Raw genomic sequence first — 12,522 nt, forward strand, 5'->3', positions numbered from 1 at the left:
GGTTCATCGCCGGCACGACCGTCATCTTCGGCCGCGCCCCGACCGAGCGCACGGGGTGGTCTGGGATTCTCGGCGACCTCAGCGCCAGGGGCACGCACTTGCCCTCTCGAACCGGCTGTTGGCGACGCCGGCGGTGCCTGCGACCGAAAACGCGCGGGCGGCAGCGGGTAGCCGGTGTCGGACTGCTCTGGCACTCTGGTGCGGCAGTGACACAGGGAATTCACTCCGTTACGGAGGATCGCGGGCGTGGATGAACCGGAGGGTCGTCGGCGGCTCGGCATGGGCGCGATGGGGCAGCTGCTGGGTGCGCCCCGGCTGAACGTGTGGTGGTGGCCATCGAAGCGTGCTGTGGGCAAGCCGCCACACGTCGCGGAAGGAGTCCGGTGACCGTCCCCGATCCACTGCTCGATGCCGTGCCGGAGCACTACTACGTCGACAACGAGCACCGCGGTGAGACCCTGCACCGGTCCGCCGCGCAAGCCATCCACCGGGATGTGATCGCCCTCAACGTCGGCGACGGCGCGCGCGTGCTGGAAATCGGCACCGGCACGGGATACTCCGGCGCGTTACTCGCCGCGCACGCCGGGTCCACTGGACACGTAACCAGCATCGATATCAGCGATCACCTGATCGGCTGGGCGAACCGGCTGCATCACCAACGCGGGGTCACCACGATCACCTGCCACGTCGCCGACGGAATGGCCGGCTACCCGCCGCACGCCCCCTACCAACGACTCGTGGCCTGGTGTACACCCCCACGGCTTCCCCGAGCGTGGGTCGAACAGCTCACCCCCAACGGACGGATCGTGGCCTGCCTGCCCATCGCCGCCCAGCCTTCCACCACCCTCATCGCGACCATCACCGTCACGGCGGGGCAACCGCACATCGAGTCGATCACTTTCGGCGGATACGCCCAGAGCACCACCGTCCCCGTCGACGACGCGCTGACCATCCCCGGCCGCTGGGTGGACTACTGCATCCAGCAGCCCGAGCCGACGTGGATATCCATCAGTTGGCGCGACCGCGACGACCAGCATCACAGCGGCGCCCGCACCGCCCTCAACCTGCTTCTGAACCCTGGTCACACGGAAACCTACGCCCATGCACCGTTGGATTGGCTGTCATGGACGGCCTTCTCCGTCATCGTCGGCGGCCACCACCGCAGCATCGCCGCTCTCCGCGACGGCATACGCGGCATCGGCCACACCACCGCAACCTCAGCCGCTGTGATCCTGACCGACTCGACCATCATCGCCGACAGCCCGCACTCCGCATCCCTGACAGCACTGCGGACGTGGCTCGGCCGATGGGAACAGGCCGCACGGCCCGCGGTGGATTGGTTCACATCCACCCTCGCCCTCAACGAGGACGATGATCTTCCAGCTGGGACCTACGACTTAAGAACAACGAAAGTACAGCGTCCGTGTGAACTAGTCGCGCAGGCGGTCATCAACCTGCGGGGACGCCTCCCCGCAGTTGATAGCGCCCGCTTTGGGCGCGGCCGGAGGTTCGGCGAGGGCACGGCGGAACCACCAAGCGGCCCCCGCTTGGCGAGCATCAAGCGACCGGAGCACCCGGCGGCGCGTACTTGTCGCCACCCCACCCGTAGCGAACCGCTTCATCCACCACCCGCTGAACCGCATCCTCAATCAGCACCCGCGACTCCACGTCGGCCTCAACCCTGCAGCCGTACCGGGAGGTCTGATCCAACAAGAGCACGATTGCGTCCACCACCACCGCGCTGACTTGTACCACGAGCGACCATGACGGCCCATGCACCTGCACGACCACGCCGCCGGGCCCGGACCGACCCACAACACTTCCGGCCCACCCCGCTCCACCACCTCCGGGGCCTCCATCAAGGGCCGCCGCACCGCCGGATTATCCCCGACCCGCGTCGGGAACAGACGCACGGTGATCACGTCCGCCGCGCTGTACCACGTCTCAGGCGGCAACGAATTCGCAGGCGATCGACGAGCCTGCGGTGTCGAGCGGGCTTGGTCCGTTATCGCCGCCCTGATGCACATGCAACGTTCCGTTTCGTACTGGTTGCTGATTGACCTTCCATCGACACCCTGAGTCCCGTGCCGATATGGCAGGATCCTGGCTCGGATCCTCTGGCCTACGGAAGGGCTCGACATGGGTTTCGACTTCGAGGAACTATCGGCCGGCGACACGATCGAGACGATCACCGATCCAGTCACGCTCTTCGACGCGCTTCCGAACAAGAAGCCAGGCTACGGCTATCTACGCGCCGTCCAGAAGGAGGTTTTGGACGCCTGGGGTAAACGTCGGGACGAACACGATCTTGTCGTCAAGACGAACACCGGCGGCGGAAAGACCGTTGTCGGCCTGCTCATCCTTCAGGTGTGTCTGAACGAGGGGAAGGGTCCAGCCCTGTACCTCGCGCCAACCGGGGACCTGGCCGGTCGGGTTCGCGAGGAGGCCCGCTACCTCGGGCTGGACGTAGTCGAGGACCCACACGATCCGCAGTTCCTTCGCGGTGAGGCCATCTGCGTCACCACGATGAACCACCTGATCAACGGCAAGTCCCGGTTCGGACTGACGGTGCCAAGCAGCCGCCATCAGCCCATTCCGGTGACCTCCGTGGTCATCGACGATGCTCACGCCGCGCTGGTCACCACAGAGGAACAGAACCGGCTCAACATCCCCCGCGACAACGACGCCTACAACGCGCTCCTCGATCTCTTCGCTGATGATCTTCAGGGCCAGAGCCTCGCCCAGTTCAAGGACATCCAGGAGCGAGATCCAACTGCTGTGCTGCCGATCCCGTTCTGGGCATGGCAGGACAAGCAGCCCTCCGTGATGGAGGCCCTGCATCCACATCGAGAGGAGCCCGCGTTCGAGTGGTCATGGCCGTTAATCAGCGATCTCTTGCCTTGGTGCCAGGCCGTTGTAACCGCCGATTTCATCGAGGTCGTGCCCCCGTGTCCGCCGATCGAAAAGTTCCCGAGTTTCGCGCAGGCCAAGCGCCGGGTCTACCTGACCGCCACCCTCGCGGACGACAGCGTGCTGGTCACACACTTCGACGCCGACCCGGGCAGCATCGCCAAATCGATCGTGCCGGACAGCGCTGCCGACCTCGGTGACCGGCTCGTGCTCGCCCCACAGGAACTCAACCCCGACCTTACGCACGACGACATCCGCGCGCTTGCCGCCTCCGTTGCAAAGAGGCGCAACGTGGTGGTGCTCGTACCCAGCAAACGGCAAGCCCAGGTGTGGTCAGCGGAAGCTAACCTGACCGTCAGCAAGACGGAGCAGATCCAGTCGGCGGTCAAGAAACTGACCACCAACCATGTGGGCCTCGTAGTCATGATCAACAGGTACGACGGAATCGATCTGCCTGACGAGGCATGCCGACTGTTGATCATCGATAGTTTGCCGTTCGCCTACACCGGGGTCGAGCGCCGTGAGGCGCTTGCGCTGCAGGACAGCAAGGCGATGGTCGGCCGGCAACTTCAACGTCTCGAGCAGGGCATGGGCCGCGGCGTCCGCAGCCGGGATGACCGGTGTGCCGTATTGCTGCTCGGCCCACGCCTCACTCATCTACTCGCGCGGCCAGGTAACGCCGAGTATCTGTCCGCCGCGACCCGGGCCCAATTCGATCTTTCTCGCAAGGCTGCCCGCAAGCTCGGTGCGCCGGACATCCCGGCGATCCGAGAGGTTGTTGACCTAGTTATCGAAGGCGACCCCGGCTTCCGCAAAGTGTCGCGACAAGCGCTACTCGGAGTCACCTACAGTCCAGCCAAAATCAGCCCCACCGCGACCCACCTACGAGCCGCCTACAATAGTGCCGTCAACTCTCGAGCTGCCGAGGCCGTCCAGCATGCTCGGGCAGCAATGACTGCGGCTCGCGAAGGCGGAGACGCACCCCTGGTCGGCTGGCTCGGCGAAACATGCGCGGCGTATGAGCACGCAGTGAACCCGGTCGCCGCCCAGAAGACGCTGGACGACGCCCGCCGCTCAAACAACGTTGTGCTGCGCCCACGGGCCGGCGTCGAATATGAGCGGCTGCTGCCGCCCTCGCCGCAATCCCAGCAGGCCGCCAGCTACCTCACGAGCCTCTATCCATCCGGGCACGACCTCACCCTTGGTCTCGACGCGATCATGGCGGATATCGACTGGGATAGCGCCCGAACGAAGGAAGCTGAAGCCGCTCTTGCAGCCCTCGGCCGGCATCTCGGGTTCACTGCTCACCGCCCCGAAGACGAATTTGGCCGCGGCAGTGATGTCCTATGGAGCCTCGGTAGCAACACCTATGTGGTCATCGAGGCCAAGACCGGCGCAGATGCGCCAAAGATATGGAAGAAGGACATCAACCAGCTCGCTGGCTCGATCAACTGGTGCCACCAGGTCTACAGCAACGATGCCAAGGTCATTCCCGTGATAGTTCACCCGGCCCACGTGGTGGAGGGTACGGGGACTCCGCCGCAGAGCACCCGGGTCATCAACGCTGCCAAACTCAAAGCGTTGAAGGCGGCGATCCGTCAGTTCACACGAGCAATCGCTAGCGACGGCCAGTACCGCAACCCGGCCGATATCGAACTTCATCTCGACTACCACAAGTTGCTCGCCAGCACCGTGTTCGCCACCTACACGCAGACTGCCTACCAGGAGCCACCAAAACCCTAGAATGCGGTGCCGGGGCTCGGGGCGAGCCCCACCCGCGCACACTCTTAGCAGGTCTGGATGTGGGTGTCCTGTCGCGGATCCTCCACCATCGCGCGGGCCAGGTGGCCGTTCGACCGCCGGGACTCGCTACGGTGCCGACTCTGATCACGGCCGTCGGCGTGAGGCCAGGCTGCCAGGCGGGTCTGCGGTGGACTGCTCGCTCGATATGGTCACTACATGTACAACGAGCCGTCATCTCGCGCGATGGTAATCGCACCCGGGCCGCCTGACTTCGAGTTGCACTCGCTGGGATGGCGGGCGTTCCAGGATCTGGTCGGCGTGATCATGAGAGAGGTCCTCGGCCAGTCGTTCCAAGTGTTCGCCGACTCGAACGACGCGGGTCGCGACGGGGCTTACTGGGGCACGTGGCACGGCAAGGACTCCACTATCGGAGATATACCGGACGGGCCGTTTGTCGTGCAGGTGAAGCACATGAATCGCCGCGACACGACACTAAGCCTGTCGCACTTAGCCGACGATCTACAAAAGGTTTCCGGCCTCGTCGCACGCGAAATTTGCTCTACATACATTCTTGTCACCAATGCGCGCGTCACAGGCGCAATGGACGAGAAGATCCGAGCGGAGCTAAAACATCGCGGCGTCGTGAACCCCCTAGTCCTCAACGGCCGTTGGATTTGCCAAAGCATCGCCCAAAGTCACGCTCTCCGAATGTTCGTGCCCCGCGTCTACGGTTTAGGAGACCTGTCCCAAATCCTTGATCAGCGGGCGTATGAACAAGGTCGCAATTTGCTCGGATACTTGAGGGACGACTTGGCCACCTTCGTCATCACGGACTCTTATCGAAAGGCCGTAGGGGCAGTCAGGGATCATGGATTCGTGCTACTTCTCGGCGAGCCCGCCGTGGGGAAGTCCGTAATTGCTGCGACGCTAGCGATGACAGCGCTGGACGGTTGGGGCTGTGTAACGGTCCGGGCAGATTCGCCAGCCGAGCTGGTTAGGCACTGGAACCCGAACCAACCTAACCAGTTCTTCTGGGTGGATGACGCCTTCGGAGCCGTGCGCCACGAGCAAAGCCTTACTGACGAGTGGGCACGCATGATGCCCAAAATTATGGCTGCCATTCGCGACGGCGCAAAGGTGGTCTTGACATCACGGGACTATATTTATCGTGACGCCCGCCGCTCGCTCAAAGAATACGCTCACCCTATCCTGCGCGACAACCAAGTCGTCGTCGATGTCGGCCAGTTGACTTCAACCGAGCGAGGACAGATCCTTTACAACCACATAAGGCTGGGAGACCAGCCCCGCTTTTTCAAAACGGCCGCGAAACCCTTTTTAGAACATGCAGCCAACGCGACCCCTTTCAGGCCCGAGGCTGCCCGAAGATTGGGGCTCCGAGCCTTCACCCGAAGCCTCGAAGGCGCCCCTGACAAAATCCGATCGTTTATGGAGCGCCCCGTTGAGCTGCTTACGGACGTCTTCGGCCAACTCTCGACGGAGCAGCGATGTGCGCTCTCGCTCGTGTACGCAAGCAAGGATCTAATCTTTCCGCCGCCACCGGATCTGCCGTCCGACGACATAACCCATCGCCTAATTAAGAGATTCGGAATCAGTATTGGAGTTCTAAGCGATAGCCTCTCAGCCCTGGAAGACACCTTCCTTCGCTACGCTGCCACCCCTGGTGGCGACCCTGTCCCGTCGTGGTCATTTCGGCATCCGACACTGCGCGAAGGCTTCGCGGCGCTCATTGCAGCAGACGCTAACCTTGTCGAGATATTCTGCCGAGGGCTAGATGACCGTCAGGTTCTCACCCAACTCGATTGCGGTAGCCGAGAGGCCAGAGGAGTGCTCGTTTCGGTACCAGAGAGGTTGTACAGCGAGGTCGCCCGCCGAATTGTGTCGATGGAGCCGACATTCGAGGCAAGTGGGCGAGACTTTAGTGCGTACTATCTTGCCAGAGGAGCTTGGTATTCGTTCTTTATAGAGCGGTGCGGGAGGGCATTCCTTGAACGGTATCTCGTCGTCGATCCAAATCTGACTAGTCGCTTACTCCAGTTTAATCCTCTTCTCTCTGCGTCCCGCGAGCCTGCAGTGCTGGCCCAGTTACATTCATGTGGCCTACTAAGCGAGGAGGACCGAGTGGCCGCCGTAGAAAAAGCATCAGGGTTCGCTCTTGACATTCCCGATGCAGGGTGGCTGAAGTTTCCTGAGTGGGCGGTGCTGATGCTTCCGGAGGAACGGCTGGACCTTCTTGACGAGGTACGGAATGAATTAATTCCTAACTTAGATTACGCGGTATCGGAGTGGCAATTTAGTCGCCCATCAGGAGTGGATCCGAAATCACATTTTGATCCACTCATCGAAACTCTCGGCTACTACAAAGATGCACTGTCTGATCACGATGTCGGCTTGCTCATTGATAACGCCCTCAGCTCGATCGAAGACGCCATAGCGAGCGACGAGCGGGAAAGGTGGGAGGAACCGCGAATAGGGCGGAAGGAAAGTTGGTGGCCGCGAACGTCACAGACAGGCGCACAGCCGGCAGGTCGTAGCATCTTCGATGACATTGACGGCGAGTAAATACCAACCGCTCTTTGACGCACTAGGTGTGCGGGCTTGGCAATGTGGAACCGATGTAACCAGCCGACCATCCCAACCGGCGCGCAATCATCCCAAGCACCGTCGTCCACTACGCTGGCCACGGCACCCACGACGGCGACCTCCTTAGTGCGCGGGTACCTTCCGTTTGTCTGCGTTAAGAGGCGCGGTGGGCGAGGGTCTCGTCGACGGTCTTTGGTCCAGCCGTCCGGGCGTGGCTGTTCCTCCCTCACTTACAGCCACGCCCATATGACTTTACCGAAAGCGGTGAGGCAGCGGCGGACGATCGGTCCGCTGATTTGAGCAGCACCACGACGGCAGCCAGCCGAGGATAGTCGGGCGTGGCGCTTCGTTGGTCTCGACGCGGTGGCTCACCCTGTTGACCATGAGCGTCACTACTGTTTTCGTCGATCTGACACCCGTGCTGCCCCAACTGGTCACCGGCGTCTGTACCGCCGCAGGAGCGGTCACCGCAGGTCTCGGCACCGTCATGCTTTCTCATCGGTACAACGAACACGAACGAGCTCGTGAGCGCGAGTCAGCGACTAACACGAACATCGAGGAGACGACTCGGGAGCTATTCGACGCTGTCACCGAGCTGCATCTAGCCGTGAGTACCCATCAGCCGATGCACAATGCCTGGCTGCCGCGGATGATGCCGCTGGGTTCCAGCATGCTCGAGTTCATGGCCGGCAGCCAGAGCGGTGGTTGGGCCGTCGGCGCCGTGCGATCAAGCCGGATTGCGGTCGAGGCCACCAACAGCCAGAACCTCGCCGCTCTGGCGTTGATAGCACCAGTGCAGCGCGTTGTGGCGGCGGCTGCCCGGGCCTCGCTGCTGCCGGATGGCAGCGTCCGTAGCGCTGCATTGCGCCTGGGTGAGATTGCCGTCGAAGCAGCGCATGCGTACGGGACGGACAACCTGTGGAGTCGGCAGAAATCCGTGGCGGCACGGGCCGCGGCCGACGCTGCGCTGTTCGCCGCGTTACGAGATCTGGTCGACACAGCCAGCAGCCACCTGCATCCGCAGGCTCATCCCCGGCGGCGGTGGCCGGTGCGGTGGGCCTTGCACCGGCGTGACGGTAGGCGGCAGGCCGCCTCGGCGCCCCCGGTGGCGGTGCCGCAAGCCCGCGACGACGCCCGCAACACCATCCCGGTCGCCGCCGCGTCGGCGGTCGGGCCAACCAGCGCCGCTGCCGCGGCTGGTGCCGCACCCGAGTCTCGCATCCGCCATCGTCCATGAGTGCATCGTGACGACCGTTTACTTACTGGAGGCCCGGCCATAGGCCGGATCCAGACCGTGGCCGGGGTCATGGCACATCAAGCAGAGACCGCCAGGCAGCCTCCAGAGGGCAACCATCGACCTGCGCGTGGCGGCGAAAGGCGTCGTTGATGCTGTCGCGTCAACAATGTCTTTCATACAGGTTGCTTTCGCTGCCGCCGTTGGTGATGTACCCCCACCAACGCTCGGGTGCGCGGAACAGGCCAGCGGGGAAGGCGAGCACTTCGCGTTCGAGGTCTTTGCTGTGGTTGGGGTGGGTTGGGTCGGCGTCGGGGTCGCCGACGTTGTTGAGCAGGTGCGCAAGCAGCGCCGCCACGTCGCGGTAATCGATGTCGGCGGCGGCGGGGAAACCGATGTTCGTGGCTTGCGCGGCAGTGAGCTGGCGCAGGAGGCGTCGAGCCGAGGGTCCTTTTTTTGGGCAGGTCCGTTGAGGGGAGTTGCTGACATTGTTCGCTCCTGTCAGGGCCAAGGGTGGGAGGTGCGGGGCTGTCGCCTAGGTGCTCGGTGCTGTCGCGGGACGTCTCTTAGAGGCGGAATCTCCAGGCCACCGCGGTGGCTATTGCCGGCAGCGCGGCCGTGGCGGCGAGCGCGGTGGGTAGCCCGAGCGGGTGCCACAGGGCCGCGCAGCCTGCTGACCCGAGCGCTCCTCCCATGAAGAAGATGAGGTTGAGCAGGCCTACGGCGCGGCCTGTGCCGGAGGGGCTGTGTGCGCTGTGATGGCGGCGGTCAGGGTCATCTGGGCGATGGCGGAGGCCGCGAAGCCGGCCGTGGCCGCGCAGGTCAGCACCGCTGGCCGCTGGTTGACGGTGGCGAGCAGCATGGTGGCGCTAAACAAGGCGGCTGCGCCGGCGAGGACACGCTGCGGCGGCAGTGCACGTATGGCGGTTGCGGCGAGGCGAGCCATCAGCGCCGCGGCGACTGCGCCGGGTAGGAGCAGCAGGCCGACGTCCTGGGCGCTGTGGCCGAGGCGGGTCAGCATCTGCGGTACGGCGTAGACGCAGGCGAACAGTCCGCCGTACACGCCGGCTCCGACGAGGCCAGCGAGGCAGAACCGTCGGCTCCCTACGGCGGCTGCCGGTAGGAACCCGGCGCGGTGACGCCTGCTGTGGACGATCAGCAGGATTCCGAGCGTGCAGGTGCCGGCCAGCAGGGCGATGACGGCGGGTTGTGGGATGTGCAGGGTGGCGGATTGGATCGTCAGCAGCAGCCCGGCTGCGACGAGCACCAGCAGGCCGGCACCCGTTCCGTCGACCCGCCCTGAATTGAGTCGGCGGTGGGTCAGCGGCCAGCACAAGGGCAGCGCAACCAGCGATAGCGCGGGCAGCACCAGTGTTGCTCGCCACGACGCGGCGGTGGCGAGCGCACCGGCCAACGGTGCGGTGGCCGAGAACAGGGCCATCATCGCGCCGAGTCGCGCCAGCACCATCGGCCGCTGCGGCCCGGGTTGGCCGGCGGCGAGCGTGAGCGCGGTCGTGGTCATCGTCCCGGATCCGGCGGCGAGTAGTGCACGGCCGGCGACGGCGACGATGAGGGTGGGCGCGGTCGCGCAGAGGATCGTGCCGGCGGCGAGGAGGGCGGCCCCGAGGGTGAGTACGCGGCGGGGCCCCCAGATGTCGGTGGCTCGTCCGGCTACGGCGGCGCCGATGCCGAGTCCGAGAGCGTGGATGGTCAGGATCCACACCGCAGCCGATGGGGTGGTGTGTAGTCCGGCGGCGGCGGCCGGGAGCGCTACGGCAGCGGCGCTGACTCCGTAGATGGCTGGCCCGTACAGGGCGCCCAGGCGCCAGCCCAATCCTGCTAGAGCGGGCCTGGTTGGCGCAGCGGTCACAGTCACGAGACGGCTCCTTTGCCGATCGTTCGGGCAGCAGCAGCAGGAGGCGGCGGTCGCCGGCCAAGGAAGTGCCGGCGACCGCCGCCGGTCAAGACCGCCGGACGCGCGGGCGGCTTCGGATAGGCGCAGCGTTGGGTGCGCCTGAGGCGAGGCGATCGTGTAGCTGCCGAGAGTTTCCGGCTAGCAGCCGGATCTGCTCGGACGTCGCCCGGACGGCGGGCATTGTCGGTGTGGCAGGGACCGGTGGTGCGGGTGGTCGAGGGTGGCGCCAGTGCCAGGCCCATGCCGCGGTGGCAACGACTACCGGGAGGATCACCAGACGCCCACCGAACGCTGCGACCGCGCCGACGACGACCGCTGCGGCGGCTGCGCCCGTGCGTATCACCGCAGATGAGAGCAGTCTTACTGCGGCGGCGAGTCCCAGCAGGGTGACCGATGCCACGAGCACCGAGAACGCGCGCATCAGCAGGTCGACGTCAACCAGCGCTGGCGCCCCCAGCGCTGCGGCCCCGACCGCCGCCGCGCCGCTCGCTTGTACGGCGAGGCTGCGCCTCGGCACCCCGGCGACACTGTTGGCGGCGAGCCACTTGGGTAGTGCGCCGTCGCGGCCCAGCGCCGCACCGGCGCGCGCCGCGGCGGCGATGAAGGTGAATAGCGCGCCGGAGGTCAACAGCAGCGCGCACAGGGCGGTGACCGCCATCGCGCCCGGCCCGGCGGCGGGATCGAGCAACAGGATCAGGGGCACTTCGGTTTCTCCGCCGGCAGCCCCGAGTACACCGACGGTGCAGATCGCGAGACCGGCGTAGAGCAGGGCGATGATGCTCAGGCTCGCGCCGGCGACGACCGGCAGCTGCTGGCGGGGGCGCGTGAACTCTCCCGCCAGGTTGGCGGCGGCTTCCCAGCCGCACACGGCGACGAACAGCACCGCGGCGGCGCTGCCGATTCCGGCGAGGCCCTGCGGGGCGAATGGTGTGAACCGGCTGGCTGCGACATGTGGCAGCGCCACGGCGACGACCGTCGCGAGGAGCGCGAAGAGCCCGCCGGTGAGCGCAAGGTGTACGCGGCCGGACACGTGCAACCCGAACAGGTTCAGCACGTACGCCAACCCCAAGACGCCCGCGGCGATCCACCCGGCCGCAGTAGGTTCCCAGCCCAGGGCGGTGGCGGCGTACCGGCCGCCGGCCAGTGCCCCGGCGACCATGCCGAGGGGCACTGCTGCGTAAAACCACCACCCGACGGCGGTGCCCACGGCAGGTCCGAACGCCCGCCGGGTGAACGTCGCCACCCCGCCTGCGTCGGGGTATCGCATGCCGAGGGCGGCGAACGCCGCCGCGATCGGGACCGACACCGTCAGCATGGCGGCCCAGGCCAGCAGCGACGCCGGCCCGGCAGCGTGCATGGCCAGCGCGGGGAGGATCAGGACGCCGGGCCCGAGCACCGCCCCGACGTACAGGGCGGTGCCGCGGGCCACACCGATGCGCCCGGTCACCGGGCCGCGTCCGGTTCGGTGGCATCGTCCTGGCGGGATCGGGTGGCGAGGGACCGCAGAACCCGGGCCAGGCTGTCTCCTGACGGCATGCCCGGCTCACCGAACAGGCGTGTCTGTTCGGCTTCAACCGGACCCTGGACGCGGCGGGCCAGGTCCATGCCGGCCTGGGTCGGGCGAAGGACCACCCGCCGCCGGTCATCCTCCTGAAGATCCCGGCGTACCAACCCACGGTCGACGAGCGACACTAGAGCGTTGGTCAAGGTGGCCTTGGCGATGCCAACCTCAGCGGCGGCCGTACGGGTTTCGACCGCGCGGCGCGCACAAACCAACACCAGCACGTCGTAGGTAGTCCAGGTCAGTCCCTCGTCGCGCAGGACGCCGCGTTCCACCTGGGCGCGAACGGTGTTGGCGGTGCGTACCAGCTGCGCCAGCGGCCCCGGCCGCGGTGGCGGCATGCGGGCGGCGTTGACCGGCGGTCGGTAGATGCCCGCGACTCGACGTGGCCGGCGGTCCGTGGCGGCGCTCATTGGATCCACCTGCGCCGTGCCGGGCGCCGGTTGGGCTTGCGGTTGCGGCGCTGCCCGACTTGCCCGCCGCGGTCCTGCGGCGGCGGCGGTTGCGGCGCCGGCCGGCGCGGACGCTCGATGCCTTCATCCTCGTCGTACATGTCTT

8 protein-coding genes are annotated in these 12,522 nt (G+C 65.8%); 4 read left to right on the forward strand and 4 right to left on the reverse strand.

The genetic code is table 11. The features are described 5' to 3' along the window. The first annotated feature begins 383 nt into the window (after positions 1-383). The 4 genes from JNW91_RS00735 to JNW91_RS00750 all read left to right on the forward strand — a co-directional run bounded on the left by JNW91_RS00735 (position 384) and on the right by JNW91_RS00750 (position 8,491). Positions 384-1,745: a protein-L-isoaspartate O-methyltransferase family protein gene (locus JNW91_RS00735; RefSeq protein WP_203172999.1), complete on the forward strand. Its 1,362-nt coding sequence runs from the start codon at positions 384-386 to the stop codon at positions 1,743-1,745. A 394-nt stretch (positions 1,746-2,139) separates the two neighbouring features. Then, entirely contained in the window at positions 2,140-4,653 is a 2,514-nt protein-coding gene (locus JNW91_RS00740) for a helicase C-terminal domain-containing protein (RefSeq protein ID WP_203173000.1), read from the forward strand. 216 nt (positions 4,654-4,869) lie between these two features. Continuing rightward, positions 4,870-7,233 (forward strand): nSTAND3 domain-containing NTPase, encoded by a 2,364-nt coding sequence (locus JNW91_RS00745; protein ID WP_203173001.1) that lies wholly within the window; start codon positions 4,870-4,872, stop codon positions 7,231-7,233. A gap of 403 nt (positions 7,234-7,636) precedes the next feature. Further along, positions 7,637-8,491, forward strand: coding sequence for a hypothetical protein (locus tag JNW91_RS00750; protein WP_203173002.1), 855 nt, complete (start codon positions 7,637-7,639; stop codon positions 8,489-8,491). A 160-nt stretch (positions 8,492-8,651) separates the two neighbouring features. Here the strand turns inward: JNW91_RS00750 and JNW91_RS00755 are convergent, their stop codons facing one another. The 4 genes from JNW91_RS00755 to JNW91_RS00770 form a co-directional block, all read right to left on the reverse strand. Next, a complete protein-coding gene (locus JNW91_RS00755; RefSeq protein ID WP_203173003.1) occupies positions 8,652-8,999 on the reverse strand; it encodes a PLP-dependent aminotransferase family protein in 348 nt (115 codons plus the stop codon). A gap of 207 nt (positions 9,000-9,206) precedes the next feature. After that, positions 9,207-10,364 (reverse strand): MFS transporter, encoded by a 1,158-nt coding sequence (locus JNW91_RS00760; RefSeq protein WP_203173004.1) that lies wholly within the window; start codon positions 10,362-10,364, stop codon positions 9,207-9,209. 85 nt (positions 10,365-10,449) lie between these two features. Then, entirely contained in the window at positions 10,450-11,799 is a 1,350-nt protein-coding gene (locus JNW91_RS00765) for an APC family permease (RefSeq protein ID WP_407664223.1), read from the reverse strand. A gap of 47 nt (positions 11,800-11,846) precedes the next feature. Beyond that, on the reverse strand, positions 11,847-12,377 hold the full coding sequence (locus tag JNW91_RS00770; protein ID WP_203173006.1) for a MarR family winged helix-turn-helix transcriptional regulator: 531 nt from the start codon (positions 12,375-12,377) through the stop codon (positions 11,847-11,849). Positions 12,378-12,522 lie beyond the last annotated feature (145 nt).

The sequence above is a fragment of the Micromonospora parastrephiae genome (genome assembly GCF_016802865.1).
In the GTDB taxonomy this organism is placed as follows: Bacteria; Actinomycetota; Actinomycetes; order Mycobacteriales; family Micromonosporaceae; genus Micromonospora; species Micromonospora parastrephiae.